Annotated in this window: 16 protein-coding genes and 1 pseudogene; 13 read left to right on the top strand and 4 right to left on the bottom strand. The window is 71.0% G+C overall.

Features of this window, described 5'->3' with window-relative positions:
- The first annotated feature begins 8 nt into the window (after window positions 1–8).
- The 3 genes from SSPS47_RS33895 (at window position 9) to SSPS47_RS33905 (ending at window position 4,024) form a co-directional block, all read left to right on the top strand.
- A complete protein-coding gene (locus tag SSPS47_RS33895) occupies window positions 9–1,091 on the top strand; it encodes a LacI family DNA-binding transcriptional regulator (protein WP_164254219.1) in 1,083 nt (360 codons plus the stop codon).
- 72 nt (window positions 1,092–1,163) lie between these two features.
- Window positions 1,164–2,525, top strand: coding sequence for an NAD(P)/FAD-dependent oxidoreductase (locus tag SSPS47_RS33900; protein ID WP_164254220.1), 1,362 nt, complete (start codon window positions 1,164–1,166; stop codon window positions 2,523–2,525).
- 275 nt (window positions 2,526–2,800) lie between these two features.
- A complete protein-coding gene (locus SSPS47_RS33905; RefSeq protein ID WP_164248859.1) occupies window positions 2,801–4,024 on the top strand; it encodes an IS110 family transposase in 1,224 nt (407 codons plus the stop codon).
- A gap of 388 nt (window positions 4,025–4,412) precedes the next feature.
- On the opposite strand, the gene SSPS47_RS33910 is transcribed toward SSPS47_RS33905, so the two are convergent.
- Window positions 4,413–7,643: an alpha-L-rhamnosidase gene (locus SSPS47_RS33910; RefSeq protein ID WP_164254221.1), complete on the bottom strand. Its 3,231-nt coding sequence runs from the start codon at window positions 7,641–7,643 to the stop codon at window positions 4,413–4,415.
- Window positions 7,644–7,808: 165 nt separating this feature from the next.
- On the bottom strand, window positions 7,809–8,780 hold the full coding sequence (locus tag SSPS47_RS33915; protein ID WP_164254222.1) for a TIGR03557 family F420-dependent LLM class oxidoreductase: 972 nt from the start codon (window positions 8,778–8,780) through the stop codon (window positions 7,809–7,811).
- A gap of 368 nt (window positions 8,781–9,148) precedes the next feature.
- Here SSPS47_RS33915 and SSPS47_RS33920 point away from each other — a divergent pair, with 368 nt between their 5' ends.
- The 3 genes from SSPS47_RS33920 (at window position 9,149) to SSPS47_RS33930 (ending at window position 12,551) form a co-directional block, all read left to right on the top strand.
- On the top strand, window positions 9,149–10,363 hold the full coding sequence (locus SSPS47_RS33920; protein WP_239065179.1) for a SpoIIE family protein phosphatase: 1,215 nt from the start codon (window positions 9,149–9,151) through the stop codon (window positions 10,361–10,363).
- Between the two features lie 203 nt (window positions 10,364–10,566).
- Window positions 10,567–12,105: a sensor histidine kinase gene (locus SSPS47_RS33925; RefSeq protein WP_239065367.1), complete on the top strand. Its 1,539-nt coding sequence runs from the start codon at window positions 10,567–10,569 to the stop codon at window positions 12,103–12,105.
- Window positions 12,102–12,551: a response regulator gene (locus tag SSPS47_RS33930; protein WP_147877253.1), complete on the top strand. Its 450-nt coding sequence runs from the start codon at window positions 12,102–12,104 to the stop codon at window positions 12,549–12,551. The genes SSPS47_RS33925 and SSPS47_RS33930 overlap by 4 nt, the downstream gene beginning before the upstream one ends.
- Window positions 12,552–12,653: 102 nt before the next feature.
- Here the strand turns inward: SSPS47_RS33930 and SSPS47_RS33935 are convergent, their stop codons facing one another.
- On the bottom strand, window positions 12,654–13,175 hold the full coding sequence (locus SSPS47_RS33935) for a MarR family transcriptional regulator (RefSeq protein ID WP_164254224.1): 522 nt from the start codon (window positions 13,173–13,175) through the stop codon (window positions 12,654–12,656).
- A gap of 103 nt (window positions 13,176–13,278) precedes the next feature.
- On the opposite strand from SSPS47_RS33935, the gene SSPS47_RS33940 reads away from it, so the two are divergent.
- Window positions 13,279–14,514, top strand: a complete 1,236-nt coding sequence (locus tag SSPS47_RS33940; RefSeq protein WP_164254225.1) for a PP2C family protein-serine/threonine phosphatase — start codon at window positions 13,279–13,281, stop codon at window positions 14,512–14,514.
- 81 nt (window positions 14,515–14,595) lie between these two features.
- On the opposite strand, the gene SSPS47_RS33945 is transcribed toward SSPS47_RS33940, so the two are convergent.
- Window positions 14,596–15,465: an RNA polymerase sigma factor SigF gene (locus tag SSPS47_RS33945; RefSeq protein ID WP_164255288.1), complete on the bottom strand. Its 870-nt coding sequence runs from the start codon at window positions 15,463–15,465 to the stop codon at window positions 14,596–14,598.
- A 212-nt stretch (window positions 15,466–15,677) separates the two neighbouring features.
- On the opposite strand from SSPS47_RS33945, the gene SSPS47_RS33950 reads away from it, so the two are divergent.
- The 6 genes and pseudogenes from SSPS47_RS33950 to SSPS47_RS33975 all read left to right on the top strand — a co-directional run.
- On the top strand, window positions 15,678–16,811 hold the full coding sequence (locus tag SSPS47_RS33950; RefSeq protein ID WP_164254226.1) for a DUF475 domain-containing protein: 1,134 nt from the start codon (window positions 15,678–15,680) through the stop codon (window positions 16,809–16,811).
- A gap of 23 nt (window positions 16,812–16,834) precedes the next feature.
- A complete protein-coding gene (locus tag SSPS47_RS33955) occupies window positions 16,835–17,404 on the top strand; it encodes a hypothetical protein (protein ID WP_164254227.1) in 570 nt (189 codons plus the stop codon).
- Window positions 17,405–17,485: 81 nt separating this feature from the next.
- Window positions 17,486–19,039: an SDR family oxidoreductase gene (locus tag SSPS47_RS33960; RefSeq protein WP_164254228.1), complete on the top strand. Its 1,554-nt coding sequence runs from the start codon at window positions 17,486–17,488 to the stop codon at window positions 19,037–19,039.
- A gap of 410 nt (window positions 19,040–19,449) precedes the next feature.
- Window positions 19,450–19,962, top strand: coding sequence for an ROK family protein (locus tag SSPS47_RS33965; protein ID WP_239065180.1), 513 nt, complete (start codon window positions 19,450–19,452; stop codon window positions 19,960–19,962).
- A 325-nt stretch (window positions 19,963–20,287) separates the two neighbouring features.
- The gene (locus tag SSPS47_RS33970; RefSeq protein ID WP_343234918.1) at window positions 20,288–20,779 is read left to right on the top strand and encodes a flavin reductase family protein; all 492 of its coding nucleotides are present in this window, start codon (window positions 20,288–20,290) and stop codon (window positions 20,777–20,779) included.
- 71 nt (window positions 20,780–20,850) lie between these two features.
- Window positions 20,851–21,393 (top strand): annotated as a pseudogene (locus SSPS47_RS33975) (LLM class flavin-dependent oxidoreductase); the annotation flags it as partial.
- Between the last annotated feature and the right edge of the window lie 38 nt (window positions 21,394–21,431).

The raw sequence follows: 21,431 nt of genomic DNA on the forward strand, positions 1-21,431 counted from the left end.
TTCAGTCCATGCGAGATGACAGGAGTACGGGGCGAGTCACCCTCGCTCAGGTGGCTTCCCAGGCGGGCGTTTCCCTTTCGACAGTTTCGAAGGTGCTCAACGGGCGCCCCGATGTCTCCGCCCCGACGCGCGTCAAGGTCGAGGAGCTGCTGGAGGCACACGGCTACCGGCGCTCCGCGCCGTCCGTCCCCGAGGCGCCGCTCATCGAGATCGTCTTCCACGAACTGGACAGCGCCTGGTCGATGGAGCTGATCCGGGGCATGCAGAACGTCGCCAAGAGCGCCGGTGTCAGCGTCGTGCTCACCGAGACCGGCACCCGGCACTCACCGGGAGCCGAGTGGGTGGAAGGGGTGCTGCGCCGGCGCCCGCTCGGCGTGGTGCTGGTCTTCTCGACCCTCCCCGACGAGCTCAAACAGAAGCTCTGGTCACGTGCCATCCCGTTCGTGATCATCGACCCGGCCGGTGACCCGGAACCCGACGTACCCTCCGTCGGATCGGCCAACTGGGCGGGCGGACTGGCCGCCACCCGCCATCTGCTCGACCTCGGCCACCGCGCCATCGCGGTCGTCACCGGCCCCGAGGACATGCTCTGCTCCCTGGCGCGCCTCGACGGATTCCGCTCGGCCATGGCGATGGCCGGTGCGGAGGTCGATCCGCGCCTCGTGAGATTCGGCGACTTCCATGTCCAGGCCGGTTACGACCAGGCGATGGAGCTGCTCCGGCTCCCGGGGCGGCCGACCGCGATCTTCGCCGGGAGCGACCTCCAGGCGCTCGGCGTCCTGGAGGCCGCGCGGGTGCTGGGGGTCCAGGTGCCGGAGGACCTCTCCGTGGTCGGGTACGACGACATCCCGCTCGCCCAGTGGTCCAGCCCCGCGCTGACCACCGTCCACCAGCCGCTGGTGGAGATGGCCGAGGAGGCCGCCCGGATGCTGCTGCGGCTGCGGCGCGGGCACCAGGGCGGAGGTCCCCGGACGGACCGGTCCGACGCACTCCCGGAAGCCCGGCCCGACCAGGCCGACACCCGGATCGAGTTCGGCACCCGGCTGGTCGTCAGGAACAGCACCGCGGTGGTGAAGTCCGCGACGGAGTGAATCCTTCCGTGACAGACACCGGTCCCGGGGAAGGTGAAGGGCGACCCAGCAGGACCGGAAGGGACGGACACCGTGGCACGATCGAGGATTCTCGTAGTGGGCGCAGGCTTCGGCGGCGTGGAGTGTGTACAGCGCCTGGAACGGAAACTGCGGCCGGAAGAGGCGGAGATCTCGCTGGTCACGCCCTTCTCGTACCAGCTCTATCTGCCGTTGCTGCCACAGGTGGCCGCGGGCGTGCTCACCCCGCAGTCGGTCGCCGTCTCACTGCGCCGCAGCAGGAAGCACCGCACGCGGATCATCCCCGGCGGGGCCATCGGAGTGGATCCGCGGGCCAAGATCTGTGTCATCCGCAAGATCACCGGTGAGGTCACCTACCAGCCCTACGACTACATCGTGCTGGCCCCCGGCAGCATCACCCGCACCTTCGACATCCCCGGACTCGTCGACAACGCGCGCGGGATGAAGACGCTCGCCGAAGCCGCCTATGTACGCGACCACGTCATCGCGCAGCTCGACCTCGCGGACGCGAGCACGGACGAGAAGGAGCGCGAGGCCCGACTCCAGTTCGTGGTGGTCGGCGGGGGTTACGCGGGCACGGAGACGGCCGCCTGTCTGCAACGCGTCACCAGCCACGCCGTACGGCGCTACCCGAGGCTGGACCCGAAGCAGATCAAGTGGCACCTCGTCGACATCGCCCCCAAGCTCATGCCGGAGCTCGGCGACAAGCTCGGAGCCACCGCCCTGGACATCCTGCGCAAGCGCGGCATCGAGGTCTCGCTCGGGGTGTCGATCGCCAAGGCGGGCCCCGACGAGGTGACCTTCACCGACGGCCGGGTGCTGCCCTGCCGCACGCTCATCTGGACGGCGGGTGTCGTCGCGAGCCCGCTGATCGGCACCCTCGGCGCCGAGACGGTGCACGGCAGGCTCATGGTCTCGCCCGAGCTGCGGGTGACCGGGCTCGACGGCGTCTTCGCCCTCGGCGACGCCGGGGCGGTGCCTGACCTGGCGAAGGGCGGCGACGCGATCTGCCCGCCGACCGCTCAGCACGCCCTGCGGCAGGGCCGCACGGCGGCCGACAACGTCATCGCGACGGTACGCGACCAGCCGCTGCGGCGTTACGAACACAAGGACCTGGGCCTTGTCGTCGACCTCGGCGGCCGGGACGCGGTCTCCAAGCCGATGGGTGTCGAACTGCGCGGGCTCCCGGCCCAGGCCGTCGCCCGCGGCTACCACTGGTCGGCGCTGCGGACGAATGTCGCCAAGGCGCGGGTGCTCACCAACTGGGTGCTCAACGCCGTCGCCGGGGACGATTTCGTACGGACCGGATTCCAGGCGCAGAAGCCGGCCTCGCTGCACGACTTCGAGTACACCGACGTCTATCTGACGCCGGAGCAGGTACGCGAACACACGGCGGCGCTGACCGTACGCGGTTGAGCCCCGTTACCTTTCTCGTGGCCCCGCAATGGGGTTCCTGGCCCCCGGGTCCGGTATGGCTGTGTGCCCCCTGTCGAAGGCGATGACCTGGGGGGTGTTGCCGCTGGGCTTCGGGGCACCGCTTGACCGCTGATGAGGGGCCTGACGACCGCCTGGTCCGGCGCAATGCCGGGCCGCTTCACCGGGCGGCATGTCTGCGTAACGTGGTTGCCGGCGTGTGGTGCCGCAGGGACGGCCGGGAGTTTCAGGAGACGAGTGGCGAGAGGCACACGCACATGGTCGACACGACCGCGATAGATCTCTTCCTCGGCCTGGACCTGGGCAAGGAGTTCCACCACGCCCACGGCCGGACCCGGGACGGCAGAACCGTGCACGACAAGCGGCTGCCCAACACCGAGCCGAGACTGCTGGAGCTGTTCACCAGGCTGGTGGCGAAGTTCGGCACCGTTCTGGTGATCGTGGACCAGGTCGCGAACATCGGTGCGCTGCCGCTGACGGTGGCCCGTGCGGCGGGCTGCCGGGTGGCCTACCTGCCCGGGCTGTCGATGCGGCGGGCCGCCGACCTGCATCCCGGCGAGGCCAAGACCGATGCCCGCGACGCGTTCGTGATCGCCGAGACCGCCCGCACGATGCCGCACACCCTGCGGGCGGTGGACCGCGACGACGAGGTGCTGGCCGAGCTGACGATGCTCACCGGTTACGACAACGACCTGGCCGGCGAGGTCAACCGCACCACCAACCGGCTGCGTGGCCTGCTCTCCCAGATCCATCCCTCCCTCGAACGTGTCCTCGGCCCCCGCCTGGCCTACCCCTACATCCAGGCTCTCCTCCAGCGCCACGGCTCCCCAGCCAGGCTGAAGAAACTGGGCCGGGCCCGCTGCGAGTCCCTGCTCAAGGCGCACGGTTCGCGCAAGGCCCACCACCTCACCGCAGAGATCTTCGACGCGCTCGCCGAGCAGACCCTCGTCGTTCCCGGCACCGAGGCATCCGCGCTGATCGTGCCGGGACTCGCCGCCCAGCTCGCCGCCGCCCACACTCAGCGCCGCCAGGCCGAGCAGGAGATCGCTGCCCTGCTGGAGGCCCTCCCTCTTTTCCACCTCCTGACCTCCTTGCCCGGCCTGGGCGTCAGGACCACGGCCGCCGTGATCGTCGCGATCGGTGACGGCACCGGTTTCCCCAGCGCCGGACACCTCGCCTCCTACGCCGGACTCGCCCCGGCCACGAAGTCCTCCGGCACCTCGATTCGCGGCGAACACGCACCCCACCGCGGCAACCGGCTCCTCAAACGGGCCCTGTTCCAGGCCGCGTTCGCCGCGATCGGCTGCAAAACCGACCCGTCCTCCCGGACCTACTACGACCGCCAACGCGCACGCGGCAAGACCCACACCCAGGCGATCCTCCGCCTGGCCCGCCAGCGCGTGAACGTCATCCACGCGATGATCCGCACCGGGGCTCTCTACGAAGCACGCACCCCGGGCGACGTCGACCTCGCTGCCTGACGACTCCACCGCCCCCGCCCTCCAGGCCCCATCACACCCGCGCACCGGCACGGCCACCGCGGCCCCGCCGACCACCGCACTGCCCATCAGCCACCCGATCCGTCGGGGACATCCCGCTTCGCGGGACGTCCCAAAAAACCAGGATCAACCCCTACAAGCCGACCCCACCGGGGTTGACGAAACAGATAGGGGCACCCCCCGGCACGGCCGGCTCCGGATGCGACGCCGCCCGCGCAGGCAGCACCGGAACGCCCCCTGCGGACCTCGGGAGGAGGACGCGACCGGTACCGGGACCGAGGACGGGAGCGACCCGCCGGCCGACGTGACGCGCCCCACCGGGTACGGGGCCGCCCGTACCCGGTGGAGCCCGTCGGGACGAGTCCCGCGATCAGGTGGTGAACCGGTGGCGCCCCGACCCCACCGCGTACACCGCGCAACCGTCCTCCATCCGCAGGAACCTCGCCCGCGTGTGCCTGACGTCGCGCTCCTTCGCGGCCGGTACCCACACCTCGGCCGTGGTGTTGGGCGGCACCGAGCACTCCAGCTCGAAGCCGCCGCTTGCCCTCGTCTCCCAGCGAGTGGTGATCGGCCCGTAGACCGACGCGTACCGGCCGCCGGCCCGCTTGACCTCACCGCCGGGCCTCGGCCGGACGACGATCTCCTTGAACCCGGCCCGGCCAGGCGCGATGCCGGAGATGTTCGCGTACATCCACTCGCCGACCGACCCGTAGGCGTAGTGGTTGAAGGAGTTCATCCCGGCGTCCTGGAAGCTGCCGTCCGGCCTGATGGAGTCCCAGCGCTCCCACATCGTGGTCGCGCCGTTCTCGATCTGGTAGCCCCAGCCGGGGAACGTGCGCCGGTGCAGCAGCCGGTAGGCGACGTCGTTGTGGCCGGTGGCGGTGAGCACCGGCAGCAGCCGGGGTGTGCCGAGGAAGCCGGTCGACAGATGCCAGTCCTTCGACTCGATCAGCGCGACCAGCCGGTCGGCGGCGGGCTCACGGGCCGCCTCGGGCAGCAGATCCATGGACAGGGCGAGCACGTACGCCGTCTGTGTGTCGCCCTTCACCCGGCCGTCGGCGCTCACGTACGCCGCCCGGAAGGCGTCGCGGATCTGGCCGAACAGCGTGTCGTACGGAGCGGGGTCCTCGCCGAGCACCCGCGCCGTCCGCGCCGTGAGATCGGCGCTGTGCGCGAAGTAGGCGGTCGCGATGACGTCCTTCGGCGTCTCGTCCTCGATGTTCAGCCAGTCACCGAAACCGTCCGCCGGGCGCAGCAGGTCGTCGCTGTGCGCGCGCAGATAGTCCAGCCACTTGACCATCGAGTCCCACGACGTGCCGAGTATCCGCTCGTCGCCGTACGCCTGGTACAGCGCCCACGGCACCGTGACCCCGGCGTCGCCCCAACCGGCCGAGCCGTCGCCGACGCCCGCGATGTCCGGAGCGACGTGCGTGAACGAGCCGCCGCCGGTCTGCGCGTCCCGCAGGTCCTGGAGCCACTTGGTGAGGAAGCGTGCCGACTCCATGACATACGAGGCGGTGGGCGCGAAGACGTTGATGTCACCGGTCCAGCCGAGCCGTTCGTCGCGGGCGGGCGTATCGGTGGGTATGGAGAGGAAGTTGCCGCGCTGGCCCCAACCGATGTTGCTGTGAAGCTGGTTGAGCATGGGGACGTCGGACTCGAACTCGAAGGTGAACGGCGCCGACGTGTGCATCACTCGACCGGTGACCGCGCTCGCGCCCGGTGTCCCCGGGAACCCGGTGACCTCGACATAGCGGAAGCCGTGGAAGGTGAAGCGCGGCTCGTACGTCTCCTCGCCCCCGCCCTTGAGGGTGTAGGTGTCGGTGGCCCGTGCCGTACGGAGATTGGTGGTGTAGATCGAACCGTCCGGGTTCAGCACCTCGGCGTGCCGCAGCCGTACGGTGGTGCCCGCCTCGCCCGACACCCGCAGGCGTACCGAACCGACCATGTTCTGGCCGAGGTCGAAGACGAAGACGCCCGGAGCGACGCGCGTGACCGTCCTGGCGGGGAGCTCCTTCGCCACCCGCACCGGGCCGTCCAGCTCCGCGACGATCTCCGTGTCCACGCCGTCGACCGGCTCGGCCGCGAGCCACTGGGTGTCGTCGAACCCCGGTGACGTCCAGCCCTTGGTCTCCAGCCGGGCGTCGTACTCCTCGCCCGCCTGCATGTCGGTCGACACGATCGGCCCGGCGGCGGCCCGCCAGCCGTCCCCCGACACGACCCGCTCGCTCGTCCCGTCCTTGTACGTGACCTCCAACTGGGCCAGCAGCGCGGGCCGGTCACCGTAGTGGTGCGGTCCGAACATGCCGAGGTTGCCGCCGTACCAGCCGAGCGCGAGATGCGCGCCGAGCGCGTTGGCGCCGCGCCGTACCAGCCCGGTGACGTCGTACGTCTGGTACTGGACCCGCTTGCGGTAGTCCGTCCAGCCGGGCGCGAACTGGTCCTTGCCGACCCGCTGTCCGTTGATGTGCGCCTCGTAGTGCCCGAGCGCCGTCGTGTACAGCCGGGCGCGCGCGACGGGCTTGTCGGCCAGGCGGAAGCCGTGCCGCAACTGGGTGGCGGGGAAGAACGCGGGAGCCACCGCGCCCCACGGCCCCGAGCCCCACGCCGGACCCTCCTTCGCGGCGGGCCAGGCGCTGTCGTCGTAACCGGCCTGCCGCCACGCGCCGTCGGCGCCGGACGGCTCCGCGTCCGTCACCTTCCAGACGTCGTCGGTCGGGACGGTGGTGGTGGTGCCGTCCGCCCCGGTCAGCTCCAGGACGGCGATGAGACCGGCCGGGCTCGCGGTGGCGTTGACCGCGGACGCCGCCAGGACACCCGCGCCGGCGCGGAGTCGGGCCGTGACATCCACGACGGCCGGACGGCGCCAGTTCTCGGCGGGCCCGTCCGGCTCGGTGCGCGCCACCTCGGCGCCGTTCACGTACACGGTGTACGCGTCGTCGGCGCTGATGACGAGCCGGGCGCCGGTGACACCGGCCGGGACGTCGACGGCGCGGCGGAACCAACGTGTCCCGGCGGGCAGGTCGCTGGTCGGTTCCCCCTCGGGGAACCAGATCCAGTGCGCGCCCCGCAGGCTCGGGGCGCCGCTCAGAGTCGCCGGCGCCGCGATCCACTTGGCGGACCAGGCCGCGGTGCTCATCAGCCCCGTCTCCCACGAGGCGCTCTCGCTCCAGCCCGAGACCTCACCGGCGGCGTTCCAGACGCGGACCGACCAGTGATAGCGCGTCAGGGGCTTGAGCGCGGGTCCCGCGTACGGGACGAGCACCGACCGGTCCGAGACGACCTTGCCGCTGTCCCAGACATCGGGCTCGGCCAGTCCGCCGGGATCGGAGGCGACCCGGATCTGGTAGGCGCTCTGCGTCTGGTCCGGTGTGTCGGAGAGCAGGGGCCAGCTCAGCCGGGGCTTCGGGGTGTCGATGCCGAGCGGATTGCGTACGTACTCGACGGTGGGCGAGCTGACACGCAGCGCCCCGGCCCGGCCCGGGCCCGCGGCGGCCGGGGTCTGCTCGGCGGCCTGCGCCGACGGCCCGTTGGCCGTCGCGAGGGTGGTGCCCAGCGCGGCTGCGGTCGTGGTGGTGAGCATGCGGCGTCTACTGATCACGTCAACCCCAGAACAATTCGACAGTGAATCGATTCATTGCGTGAAAGTAGGGGTGTGCCCCTGACCCGTCAAGGTGTCGCGCTCGAATTGCCCTCCCGGGCGGGCGATTTGGGTGACGTTGCTGAACCCTTTCAGTCGGATCGGGGCTTCAGCCCTGCGGGGCCGTCAGCCCTTCGGCGTGAGCCGCCGTACCGGACCGTCGAGCTCGCTCGTGTAGAAGTCGAGGAAGCCGTCCGGGTCCGGCCCCGCGTTCATCAGGACGATCCGGTCGAAGCCCGCGTCGACATAGCGCCGGACGGCCTCGACGACCCGCGCGGGGTCGGGCCCGCACGCGAACTTCTCCAGGATGTCCTCCTCCCGGACGGTGGTGGTCGCCGCCTCGAAGTTCACCGGATTCGGCAGTTCGCTCATCACCTTCCAGCCGGTCACCGCCCAGCGTGTGGTGTCCAGCGCGGCCCGGGCCGCCGTGTGCTCGTCCGCCCCCCACGCCACGGACACCTCCGCGTAACGCGGCCCGGTCCCGCCCGCTTCGCGGTAGTGCCGGACGATCTTCGGCTCCGCCTCGGTGGCGAACAGGCCGTCACCCAGCTCCGCGGCGATCCGCGCGGACGGCGGCCCGCTCGCCGCCACCGCGATCAGTGGCAGTTCGTCGGGCAGATCGAAGATCCTCGCGTCCTCGACGCGCAGATGCCTGCCCTCGTAACTGCGGTAGCCGCCGCTCCACAGCAGCCGGATGATCTCCAGGGCCTCCCGCAGCAGCTCGTGGCGGGTGTGCACGTCCGCGGGGAAGCCGGGGCCCACCACGTGCTCGTTGAGGCGTTCGCCGGAGCCGACGCCGAGGACGAAGCGGCCGTCGGAGAGCAGCGCGAGCGTCGCCGCGGCCTGGGCGATCACCGCGGGGTGGTAGCGCACCGTGGGACAGGTCACGCCGGTCGCCAGCCCGATGCGTTCGGTCCTCGCGGCGATCGAGCCCAGCACGGTCCACGCGAAGGGCGAATGCCCCTGGTTGTCGAGCCACGGGTGGAAGTGGTCGCTGATCTCGACGAAGTCGAAACCCGCGCGTTCGGCCAGGACCGCCTGCCGTACCAGCTCCTTCGGGCCGAACGCCTCGGAGGCCAGTTTGTAACCGATCCGCATATGTGGTCCTCGTCTCTGCCAGGATCTCTTCCGGGTAACCCGAAGGCCGGACGCCGACCGGGCCCGCGCACAGGTACCCGATGTCCCCGGGCGTCTAACGGGGCCATCGGCCACCAGGACGACGACGGCGTCGGTCCCGTACGCGCGCACGATCGTCCGGGGCCGGTCAAGGGTGATCCCGGAAAATGTTGTCATGGGGTAACTGATCGCTTTAGTCTCAACGCGGACGCACCCGGAGGTCCCACGGGCGTGGCGCCTGTGGCGAGAGGAGAACAACTGCCATGGGCACCGGCCCGAACACAGCGGTCAGAACCACCTCAGGCAGACCCGGCACCTCCTCGTCGTCCGGCGCCCGGGGTCATGTTCCCGTGAGCCGGGACACGGCGCAGGGGGACGACGCGGCGCGGGCCCTGTGGGACGGCCGCCCGCCCACGGTGCTGCTGATCGAGGACGACCCCGGTGACGCGCTCCTCGTCGAGGAACTCGTGGCGGACAGTGAGGTCCCGCTGCGGCTGACTCTCGCCAGGACGCTCGCGGAGGCGGTCACCGCGCTGGAGGCGGAGCTGCCGCAGTGCATCCTGCTCGACCTCCATCTGCCGGACGCGCAGGGACTGGAAGCCCTGGAGCGGGTCCTCGTCCACTCCGGCGGTGCGGCCGTGGTCGTGCTGACCGGGCTCGCCGAGGAGCGGGCCGGTCTCGCCGCCGTCGCCGCCGGGGCCCAGGACTATCTGATCAAGGGCCGGGTGGAGCCCGACCTGTTCGTCCGCGCGATCCGTTACGCGATGCAGCGCAAGCACACCGAGCAGGCGGCGTCCGCGCTCCAGACGAGCCGCCTGCGCGCCCAGGAGAACGCACGCCTGGAGCGCGGTCTGCTGCCCACTCCGCTGCTCCTGGACTCGACGGTCGCCATATGCGCCCGCTACCAGCCCGGCCGCTCCCAGGCGCTGCTCGGCGGCGACTTCTACGATGTCGTCCAGACGCCCGACGGCATGACCCACGCGGTCGTGGGTGACGTGTCCGGGCACGGGCCGGACGAGGCGGCGCTCGGGGTGTGCCTGCGCGTGGCGTGGCGTTCCTTCGTCCTGGCGGGCGCCCGGGGCCAGCAACTGCTCACCCTGCTCGAACAGATACTGGTCGCCGAGCGGTCCGGCCCGGAGATCTTCGCGACCCTCACCTGTCTGACCCGGTCGCCGGCCGAGGAGCACATGAACCTCCAGCGCGCCGGCCATCCCGGAGTGCTGATCCGCTCGCCCGAGTCCGGTGTGAGTCTGGAGGAGGTGCCGGGCGGCCCCGTGCTCGGGCTGCTGCCCGGCCGGGCGACCTGGCCGGTGACCGCCGTCCCCGTCCACCGGCGGGGCGCGGTGATGATGTTCACCGACGGGCTCATCGAGGGCCGGATCGGCGCCGGTCACGAGCGGCTGGGCGAGCACGGACTGCTGGAACTCGCGCGGCGCCACGCACACGAACCGGCGGAGGCGTTCGTCGACACGCTGATCCACTCCGCGCAGACCCTCGCGGCGAGCGGCGGTGGCCTGGCCGACGACGTAGCCGTGCTTCACCTCGAATGGAACGGTGCCACCTGATGTCCCAGTCCATCCGGCTTCCCGCCGGGACACCGCCGGCCTCCGAGGACGAGGCGCCGCCTCCCGGCGAAGACGTATCGCCGGCGTCCACGCAGCCGTCCCCGCCCCCGTCGCCCCGGCCACCGTTCGGTCACCGGATCCGGATACTCCGTCGGCTGACCGTCCAGGGCTGGTTCCTGCTGGCCGTCGCCGCCCTCTGCGCCATGACGCTGGTCGCCGGGGGAGTGGCCGCGGCCATGCTCGCGCGCACCACCGACACCGGGGACCATCTCATCGACGAGGTCTCCCCGGCCCGCACCCAGGCGTTCCGGCTCCAGGCCGCCCTTCTCGATCAGGAGGCGGGCGTTCGCGGCTACCTCCTCACGAAGGACGAGGACGTGCTGGAGCCCTACCGGCGCGGCCTCGCCGACGAGACCGTGGCGCGCGAACGCCTGCGCGAGCTGGTCGACGGACTCGACCGGCCGGTCGCCGACCTGCGTGCGGTCGACCGGGCCGCGCGTCAGTGGCGTACCGACTTCGCCGCCCCGGCGCTCGCGGGGGCGAGCGACGAGGGGGGCGACGAGGTCGCCTCGGTGACGGAGGCGAAGCAGGCGTTCGACCGGGTACGCGCGGCGCTCGACGCCCAGCAGGCGCATCTGGGTGACGAACAGCGCCAGGCACGGGCCGCGTTCGGCGAGGCCCGTTCGGACCGCGACCGGGCACTGGTCGCCGCCCTGGTGGCGTTCCTGCTCACCGGGGTGGCGATCACCGTTCTCGTGCACTTCACGGTGGTACGGCCGCTGGACACCGTGCGCACCGCGTCCCGCCGTGTCGCGGGCGGGGACTTCGACCACGCGATCCCCGCGCACGGGCCCGCCGATCTGCGGACTCTGGCGGAGGCCGTGGAGGGCATGCGGCTGCGGGTGGTCAGCGAACTCGCCACCTCCCGGAGCGACCAGGCCGAACTCGCCCGTCAGGCCGCCGACCTGGACGCCGCCGCGATGGAACTGCGGCGATCCAACGCGGAGCTGGAGCAGTTCGCGTACGTCGCCTCGCACGACCTCCAGGAGCCGCTGCGCAAGGTCGCCTCCTTCTGCCAGTTGCTGGAGAAGCGCTACGGGGACCAGCTCGACGACCGCGCCACGCAGTACATCGGCTTCGCCGTCGACGGCGCGAAGCGCATGCAGGTCCTCATCAACGACCTGCTCACCTTCTCCCGTGTCGGCCGGGTCCAGGACGCGGAGGAGGAAGTCGCGCTCGACGCGGCCCTGGACCGCGCGGTGCGCAATGTCTCGGTGAGCATCGATGAGACCGGCGCCGTCGTCGAGCGCCCCGCGGAGCTGCCGGTGGTCATGGGCGATCCGACGCTGCTGACGATGCTCTGGCAGAACCTCCTCGGGAACGCGGTCAAGTTCCGCCACCCCGACCGGGCCCCGCACATCACGGTCGCCGTCGACCGTGCGGAGGGAGCCGACTCCTGGACGTTCAGCGTCACCGACAACGGCATCGGCATCCCCGAGGAGTTCGCCGAGAAGGTCTTCATCATCTTCCAGCGACTGCACGCCAGGGACGCGTACGCGGGCACCGGTATCGGTCTGTCACTCTGCAAGAAGGTCGTCGAGCACAGCGGCGGCCACATCTGGATCGACACGGCCCACACCGGCGGCGCCCGTATCGCCTTCACACTCCCCGTCCCGCCGCCGCCGGCCGCCGCCGAGCCGCCCTCGCCGGCCACCACCACCATCGAAGGAAGCACCGCATGAGCACCTCGCCCCAGCCGCACCCCGTCGAAGTACTGCTGGTCGAGGACGACGCCGGTGACGAGCTCATGACGCGTGAGGCGTTCGAGGACAACAGGATCGGCAACACCCTGCATGTCGTACGGGACGGTCTGGAGGCCCTGGACTTCCTCTACCAGCGCGGTGAGCACACCGAGGCGCCGCGCCCCGATCTCATCCTGCTGGATCTGAATCTGCCCAAGTACGACGGCCGGCAGGTGCTGGAGAAGGTCAAGTCCGACCCGGACCTCAGCCATATCCCGGTGGTCGTCCTCACCACGTCGGCGGCCGAGGAGGACATCCTGCGCAGCTACAAGCTGCACGCCAACGCGTATGTGACCAAGCCCGTCGATCTCGACCAGTTCATCAAGGCGATCCGGGACATCGACGATTTCTTCGTGACCGTGGTCAAGCTGCCGCGCGCGTTCTGAGACGGGCCGGTCGCGCGGTAGGCTGCACCACGTAAACGAATGTTTCCCTATGGCAATATTCTCGGTCGCACACGGAACACGCGGAAATGGAGCGCGATGACGTCAGGCGCTGTCCGCCGCGGTGCCCCCGTCGTCCGCGGAACGCGTACCGGTACCGGCCGCCGCGTCGAGCCGGGCGGACGCCGCCTCGTGGAACGCGGTCAGCCCCTCCGTGAGCGCGGCCACGGCCGCGGGGCTCATACCGTCCAGCACGGCGCTGACCTCGCGGGCCCGGATGGTCCGGTGCTCGTCCAGTACCTTGCGTCCGCGCGGGCTCAGCCGCAGCTCCACCTCGCGGCGGCTGGTCGCGCTGGTGCGCCGCTCCACCAGGCCCAGGGCCTCCATCCGGTCGCACAGCCGGCTGACCGACGGGGGGCGGGAGCCGAGCGCCCTGCCGAGCGAGCGCAGGTTCGTCCCGTCGTACTTCTCCAGTACGAGCAGGGCCCTGAGCTGCGAGGGCGACACCGTTCCCGACGGCGCGGCCTCCTGGCCCCGTCCCCACAGCACCTCAAGAAGCTCCGAGGCGGTACGGGCCGCCTCGGCCATCTTCTCGCGCGGACGCGGCTGACCGGTGAGGGGGGACATCCCTCCACTGTGTCACCCGACGGCGGCCCCTGTCAGCTCTGCCCCCCCGGACGACCGCGCTCGTGCGGCCACCCCCGCTCCTACCAGGAATGTCTGAGAGACCGTGACACAACGCGACGATGTACTCGGAAGATCGGTGCGCTCAGCCGCGCCGTACGCGCTCGTGGACAGGGTCCGCGACGCGCTCGCCGCCTCGCACGGTGCCCGGCGCGTGCAGCTCTTCCTCGCCGACTACGGGTTCACCGTCCTCACCCCGTACGACCCGCTGCCGGGCAAGGAGCAGCCGCTCTCCCTCTACAACAGCCACGAGGGCCGTGCCTTCGGCAGCCAGGAGCCGCGCGAGCAGCAGGTGCGGCACGGCGACGCCGTGGACCACCATCTGCCGGTGACCGTCCGTGGTGAACGGATCGGCATCCTCTCGGTCCGGCTGCCCGGTGACCGGTCCACCCCCGAGGCCGTCGACGATCTGACGAACGTCGCCGATCTGCTGGGGCACGAGATCCTCGTCGCCGAGCGGGACACCGACGCCTACCAGCGGGCCCGGCGGGTCAGCCGGCTCACGCTCGCGGCCGAGATGCAGTGGCAGTTGCTCCCAGGACGCGCCTGCGGCGCCGAGGAGTTCGCGATCGGCGCCCAGCTGGAGCCGGCCTACGCGATCCACGGGGACAACTTCGACTGGGCGGCCGACGCCGAGCAGCTGACCCTCGCCGTCACCAACGGCATGGGCGAGGGCATCCAGGCGTCCCTGCTGAGCAATCTCGCCGTCAACGCCCTGCGCAACGCGCGCCGCTCGGGCCTCGACATCGCGGGTCAGGCCGCCCTCGCCGACCAGGCCCTCTACGAGCAGCACCGGGGCGCGTCGCACGTGTCGACGCTGCTGATGCGTTTCGAACTGGCGACCGGCCGCGTGGAGGTCGTGGACGCGGGATCGCCGCAGCTGTGGCGCCGGCGCGGCAGGACCGTCGAGCGCATCCCGCTCGAAGCGCAGCTTCCGCTCGGCATGTTCGAGGAGTCCCACTACGAGGCCCAGGAATTCCACGTGCTGCCGGGCGACCGGCTGTTCATGGTGAGCGACGGCGTGTACGACGCGGTCTCGCCGGAGGGTGAGGCGTACGGCGAACGGGCGCTGGCCCGCGCGATCAACTCGACGGGTCTGCTGCCGGCGGCGACGGTGCCGCGCGCCGTGCTCCGCGCGCTGGCGGACTTCCGCAAGGCGGATACGACGGACGACGCGCTCGCTGTCTGCCTCGACTGGCACGGCAGACCGGACCCCGATTCGCCCGCGGCTCCGCCGCTCCTCCCGTCGGACCCCGGTCCGACGCCGCCCCCGCAGGACTGAGATGGCCCGCGCAGGACCGACAGAGGGGTGCGGACGCCCGTTCCGGTGTCCGCACCCCCGCTGATCAGGAACCGTTGTGTCTCACTCCTCGCTGAGCATGCCCGTGCGCAAGGTGCTCAGGATCCGCGAGAGCAGCCGGGACACATGCATCTGCGACACCCCCAGCTCGGCGCCGATCTCCGACTGCGTCATCTCGCGCCCGAAACGCATCTCGACGATCCCGCGGTCGCGTTCGTCGAGCCGCCCCAGCAGCGGTGCCAGCGCGTGGAAGTCCTCGACGAGTTCCATGGCCGGGTCGCACGCGCCGAGCGTGTCGGCGAAGACGCGTCCGCCTACGGCGGCCGGCGCGTCGTCCCCGCTGTCGGTCGGCAGGTCGAGCGAACCGGCGGTGTAGCCGTTGGCCGCCACCCGCCCGTCGATGACCTCCGCCTCGGTCAGCCCCAGATGTTCGGCCAGCTCGGCCACGGTGGGCCCGCGGTTCAGCCTGTCGCTCAGCTCGTCCTGGGCCTTGGCGAGGTCCGTACGCAACTCCTGGAGCCTGCGCGGCACATGGACGGCCCATGTGGTGTCCCGGAAGAACCGCTTGATCTCCCCGTGGATGTACGGCACCGCGAAGGAGCTGAACTCCACCTCGCGGGAGAGGTCGAAGCGGTCGATGGCCTTGATCAGACCGATCGTGCCGACCTGGAGGATGTCCTCCATGTCACCGTTGCCCAGATTGCGGAAGCGCCGCGCCGCGTATCTGACCAGCGACTGGTTCATCTCGATCAGTGTGTTGCGGGCGTACTGGTGCTCCGGAGTGCCTTCTTCGAGAACCTGGAGCCGGTCGAAGAAGAGTCTGGACAGCGCCCGCGCGTCCTTGGGGGAGATCTTCCCCGTGTCTTCGATCCACGGAAGTCCGTCTGACGGTGTGTCTGTGTCCGTTCGGGTGATGGCCGCTCCGGAGCCCATGAGGGCCGGATCGGCGGGGGAGTGCGTACTCATCGTCACTTCATCGCCTTCGCTGGTGTGGGCGCTCTGCCGCGTTGCCACTGCTTGAGGACCCGTCCGGTCCCACCGTGGCCTAATAGTTGCCGCCTGGCAAGTGTTGCCCGGAATCGGATCTTCTAACGGGATGCGTGAGTGAAGATCGCCTAGCATGTCGGCGGAAGGCGTGGTGAGTCGTGGTACTGAAAACTTTCGGCTGGGCATTCGGTTTCACCGCGCTCGGTCTGGCGGCGGCGGTGTTCTCCGACGGCTGGGCCGCACTCGGGGTCGTCGCGATCCTGACGGTGCTGGAGGTCTCGCTGTCCTTCGACAACGCGGTGATCAACGCCGGGATCCTGAAGAGGATGAGCGCCTTCTGGCAGAAGATCTTCCTCACGATCGGTGTCCTCATCGCCGTGTTCGGCATGAGACTCGCCTTTCCCGTCGTCATCGTCGCGGTCACCGCCAAGCTCAGCCCCGTCAAGGCCGTGGAGCTGGCCGTCAACGACAAGGAGCAGTACCAGCAACTGGTCACCGACGCCCACCCGTCGATCGCGGCCTTCGGTGGCATGTTCCTGCTGATGATCTTCCTCAACTTCATCTTCGAGGACCGCGAGATCAAGTGGCTGGGCTGGATCGAACGCCCGCTCGCCAGGCTCGGACAGGTCGACATGCTGTCCGTCTGCCTCGCGCTGATCGTGCTGCTCGTCGCCTCCATGACCGTGGCGACCCACGCCCACCAGCACGGCGGCGAACACGCGGACAAGGCCCAGACGGTGCTCACCTCCGGTCTCGCCGGTCTCGTCACGTATCTGATCGTCGGCGGGCTCTCCAGCTACTTCGAGAACCGGCTCGCCGACGAGGAGGAGGCGCAGGAGAAGGAGGCCGAGGCGCGGACGGCGTCGGCGCGCGGCGGCAAGGGCGGTCCTTCGATCGTCGCCGTCACCGGCAAGGCCGCGTTCTTCATGTTCCTCTACCTCGAAGTCATCGACGCGTCCTTCTCCTTCGACGGCGTGATCGGCGCGTTCGCCATCACCAACGACATCGTGCTGATGGCGCTCGGCCTCGGTATCGGCGCGCTGTACGTCAGGTCGCTGACCGTCTACCTCGTCCGCCAGGGCACCCTCGACGACTACGTCTATCTGGAGCACGGCGCGCACTACGCGATCGGCGCGCTGGCCGTGATCCTGCTCGTCACCATCCAGTACCAGATCAGCGAGATCATCACCGGCCTCGTCGGAGTCGTCCTGATCGGCTGGTCCTTCTGGTCGTCGGTCCGGCGCAACCGGCGGATCGCGGCGGGTGAGGCGCGCGCGTCGGACGCCGCGTGAGCCGTACGTCGCAGGAGCCGTACGTGACCACGGCGACCGCCCGCCGGATCACCGACGTGCTCCAGCCGCGCAACACCCTGCTCGCCGGGATGGTCGGCACCGGCGCCGCGGCTTCGGGCGACTGGACGGGCGTGCCCTGGGGGCTGCTGGGCGCGTTGTGCGCCGGGGTGGTGCCCGCCGCGTACATAGAGTGGGAGCGCGGGCGCGGCAGATGGGGCGACCGGCATGTCGTGGACCGGGCGCAGCGGGCACCGATCTTCCTCGTGATCCTCGGCTCGATCGGCGCGGGCGCGCTGGCGATGACCGCGGGAGGGGCACCCACCGGCATCCTGATCGCGATGACAGCGCTGTGGGTGATGACGGTCCTCCTGCTGGCGGTGAACACCGTATGGAAGATAAGCGTCGACTCCGCGGTGGCGTCCGCGGTCGTCGCGATGCTCGCCGCCGTCCACGATCCGTGGTGGCTCGCGGCGTACGGTCTCGTCGTCGCCGTGTGCTGGTCGCGGGTACGGCTCGGCTACCACTCGATCGCCCAGACGGCGGCGGGCGCCTCGCTCGGCGCGGCCACGGCGGCCGCGTTCCTGCCCTGGTAGGAGCTGACCCGGTCACCGAACGGGCGGAAGTGCCTGTACCGGTGCAAAGTGGACGCTATGCACACGGCCGACGGAGGACGCATGAGATACGGCGACGCGGCGAACGGCACGGACGCGGCACCCGCGCTCCACTGTCTGGTCACCGGCGCCACCGGCTACATCGGCGGCCGGCTCGTGCCGGAGCTGCTGGACGCCGGGCACCGGGTGCGCTGCCTCGCCCGTACTCCCGCGAAGCTGCGCGACCACACATGGGCCGGCCGGGCCGAGACCGTACGCGGCGACGTCACCGACGCCGAGTCCGTCCGCGACGCCATGCGGGGCATCGACGTCGCCTACTACCTCGTCCACGCGCTCGGCACCGGATCCGGCTTCGAGCGGACCGACCGCGAGGCCGCCCGGATCTTCGCCGAACAGGCCCACGCCGCGGGCGTCCGGCGCATCGTCTATCTCGGCGGCCTCACCCCGGCCGGCGTACCGGAGCGGGAGCTCTCACCCCATCTGCGCTCGCGCGCCGAGGTCGGACACATCCTGCTCGACTCGCGGGTCCCCGCCACCGTGCTGCGCGCCGCCGTCATCATCGGGTCCGGCTCGGCGTCCTTCGAGATGCTGCGCTACCTCACCGAACGCCTCCCGGTGATGGTCACACCGAGCTGGGTGCGCAGCCGTATCCAGCCGATCGCCGTCCGGGACGTCCTGCGCTACCTCGTCGGCGGCGCGCGGATGCCCGCCGACGTGAACCGCTCCTTCGACATCGGCGGCCCCGACGTCCTCACCTACCTCGACATGATGCACAGGTACGCCGCCGTCGCCGGGCTGCGCCGCCGGCTGATCGTGCCCGTACCCGTCCTCACGCCGACCCTCTCCAGCCACTGGATCGGCCTGGTCACCCCGGTACCCCGCTCGATCGCCCGGCCGCTCGCCGAGTCGCTGCGTCATGAAGTGGTCTGCCACGAGCACGACATCGCGCGTCACGTGCCCGACCTGCCCGGCCGGCCCATCGGCTTCGAGGAGGCGCTGCGCCTGGCCCTCAAACGGATCCAGGACGCCCAGGTGACCACCCGCTGGTCCTCCGCCGCCGTCCCCGGGGCGCCGAGCGATCCGCTGCCGACGGACCCCGACTGGGCGGGCGGCAGCCTCTACACCGACAACCGCGAACTCACCGTCGACGCGGGCCCCGAGGCGCTGTGGCAGGTCATCGAGGGCATCGGTGGCGACAACGGCTGGTACTCCTTCCCGCTGGCCTGGGCCGTACGGGGCTGGCTGGACCGTTTCGTCGGCGGCGTCGGGCTGCGCCGGGGGCGCCGGGACGCCGCACATCTGCGGGTCGGTGACTCGCTGGACTTCTGGCGCGTCGAGGAGATCGAACCGGGCCGGCTGCTGCGGCTGCGCGCGGAGATGCGGCTGCCGGGGCTCGCCTGGCTGGAGATGCGCGTCGAGCGGGGCGAGCGCGGCCGTACCCGCTACCGGCAGCGCGCCGTCTTCCATCCGCGCGGGCTGCTGGGACACGCGTACTGGTGGAGCGTCGCGCCGTTCCACACCGTCGTGTTCGGCGGGATGGCGCGCAACATCGCGCAGGCCGCGCGTGCTGCCCGTCCGGAGACCGAGGACGAACCGGCGGCCGGACAAGTCCGGTAGGCCGCCCCAACCCGTCTGCGCGGGGAGGCTTCGGGGCGAACACGTCCCGCACGGGCACACCCGCGCCCGTCCAGGATACGGCCGATGATTGACCCGGTCCGGCCCGCGCGGTTACGTCGCCCGGCATGCAGCGATCCGCGCACCTGACGACGAGAGGTCACATCGATCTCAAGCGTGTGTGCTCCGCGGCGTGTGTCCGGCCACCGGGTCGACCCCGGCGCCGGGGTGATCGTGCGGCATCCGCAACTGGGCTGGCGGAACGTGGCCGTACGGGACCACCTCGCCGGCGCGACGGGACTGCCGGTCCATGTGGACAGCCACGCACGGGCGTTGGCGCGGGCCGAGCAGCTGGTCGTCGAGGCGTCGAGGCGTCGACGCGTGGGAGCGCCGTTCTGCTGTTCGTCGGCGCGGTGGTGGACGCCGCGTTCGCCACCGCCGGTGAGCTGCACCTCGGGCCCCTGCACGGCGCGGGAAGTATCGCGCATCTGCCGGTCGGCGGTGACGGCAGCCTCGAATCGGAGGTCTCCGAACGGGCGATGGTGCGGCTCGCGGCCGAACAGGGCGCCCCCGTACCGTCGTTCCCCGCCCTGCTGGCACGCGCGGTGGCGGGGGAGTCCCGCGCGGTGGAGCTGTTCCGCCGCAGGGCCCGGCTCGTGGGCCGGGCCGTGGCACTGCTGCTGGACATGCTCGACCCCGAGGTAGTGGTGGTGGTCGAGCCGGGCACCGGGCTGCTTCCGTACTGCCTGGACAATCTGCGGACAGAGGTCGCGAGACGCTCCCTGGTCTGCGACGACCCCGAACAGGCCGTCGTGGCAAGCAGTTTCACCGGCAGCGTGCTCACCACGGCGGGGGCGGCGGTGGCGCTCGGCGCGCTGTACGCGGATCCGCTGGGGACGTGGCCCGCGCTGACGAACGTGTCCTGACCGGTGAGCGGCCCTGTTCCGACCGGCGGCTCGCTCCGAGTTGATTCAGGAAGTCGCATTGTTGACCAGGCCGGTACATGCGCAGGACAATCAGTTCATGACCATTCGGCAGCGGATTCCGCGTCACGTGCCCTGCCCCTGTTGTCGCGCCTGAATTCTCCTCGCGCCACGGTCCACCCATGAATTCACCGGCGATCGCGTCCGGCCCGCCTCGCGCGCCCCGGACCGCGTAGTCCCGGCTCGTCCCACTGCTCCGTGTGTGGCCACCGCATGCCCTTTTCCGCTGCTTCCACCTCTCTTTCTGGGGGAGACGTTGACTGTCACCGTGTCGTCGCATCTCGCTTCGGGCATCGCCCCGGAGCGCTTCAAAAAAGTGTTCCGCCGATATCCGGCGGGAGTGGTCGTGGTAACCGCCGACGCCGGCCGCGGTCCGGTCGGATTCACCGCCACCTCGCTCACCTCCTTGTCTCTCGCCCCACCCCTCGTGTCGTTCGGTATCGCCCTCACCGGCTCGTCCTGGCCGACGATCGAACGGGCCTCCTCCGCCGTCGTCAACTTCCTCGGCGCCGAACAGGAGCCGCTGGCGCGGACGTTCGCCACCAGCGGCATCGACCGATTCGCCGCGCCGACGGCCTGGCGGCGGCTGCCGGAGGGCGAGCCCGTGCTCGACGGCGTGGCCGGCTGGCTGCGGCTGAGCATCCAGCAGATCGTCCCCGCCGGTGACCACCGGATCGTCGTGGGCCGTGTCGAGGAGGCCGCGCACGACGACGGCCGGCGCCCACTGCTGTTCCACGACGGCCGCTACCTCGCCCTCTGAGCACCCGGCAGCCGAGCGCCGGGCGTCGTCACGATCGCACCCCGTCACCCGCCCCCAGGAGAAGAAGACCCATGTCACGCGAGCCGGACCGCAAGCCCCTGCACCTCAACGCCTTCCTGATGACCGTCGGCCACCACGAGGCCGCCTGGCGGCTCCCGCAGAGCCCCGCCGACGGCACGGACGTCGAGCACTACAAGAACCTGGCCCGCGTCGCCGAGCGCGGCAGACTCGACTCGCTCTTCCTCGCCGACGGCCCCGCCCTGCACGGCGATCCGGGCCGCCGGCCCGACAGCGTTCTCGAACCCACCGTGCTGCTCACCGCACTGGCCGCCGTCACCAGCCGGATCGGCCTCATCGCCACCGCGTCCACCAGCTACAACGAGCCGTACAACCTCGCCCGCAGGTTCGCCTCCCTCGACCGTGTCTCGGGCGGTCGCGCCGGCTGGAACATCGTCACCACGGCGGGCGCCGACGCCGCCCGCAACTTCGGTCTGGACGACACCCCGCCGCACCACGAGCGCTACCTGCGGGCGGCCGAGTTCATCGGCGTGGCCACGAAGCTGTGGGACAGCTGGGCGGACGACGCGGTGGTGGCCGACAAGGCGCGCGGTGTGTGGTCTGCTCCTCTCTGGGCGACGGCCGAGGCGTTCGG

Origin of the sequence: Streptomyces sp. S4.7, from assembly GCF_010384365.1 — a bacterium.
In the GTDB taxonomy this organism is placed as follows: domain Bacteria; phylum Actinomycetota; class Actinomycetes; order Streptomycetales; family Streptomycetaceae; genus Streptomyces.

Excerpts from the sequence above, each read along its gene's own strand:
- SSPS47_RS33895 (WP_164254219.1), top strand. The coding sequence starts at position 9 with ATGCGAGATGACAGGAGTACGGGGCGAGTCACCCTCGCTCAGGTGGCT.
- SSPS47_RS33905 (WP_164248859.1), top strand. The coding sequence starts at position 2,801 with ATGGTCGACACGACCGCGATAGATCTCTTCCTCGGCCTGGACCTGGGC.
- SSPS47_RS33915 (WP_164254222.1), bottom strand. The coding sequence starts at position 8,780 with ATGCGGATCGGTTACAAACTGGCCTCCGAGGCGTTCGGCCCGAAGGAG.
- SSPS47_RS33925 (WP_239065367.1), top strand. The coding sequence starts at position 10,567 with ATGACGCTGGTCGCCGGGGGAGTGGCCGCGGCCATGCTCGCGCGCACC.
- SSPS47_RS33930 (WP_147877253.1), top strand. The coding sequence starts at position 12,102 with ATGAGCACCTCGCCCCAGCCGCACCCCGTCGAAGTACTGCTGGTCGAG.
- SSPS47_RS33935 (WP_164254224.1), bottom strand. The coding sequence starts at position 13,175 with ATGTCCCCCCTCACCGGTCAGCCGCGTCCGCGCGAGAAGATGGCCGAG.
- SSPS47_RS33945 (WP_164255288.1), bottom strand. The coding sequence starts at position 15,465 with ATGGGCTCCGGAGCGGCCATCACCCGAACGGACACAGACACACCGTCA.
- SSPS47_RS33960 (WP_164254228.1), top strand. The coding sequence starts at position 17,486 with ATGAGATACGGCGACGCGGCGAACGGCACGGACGCGGCACCCGCGCTC.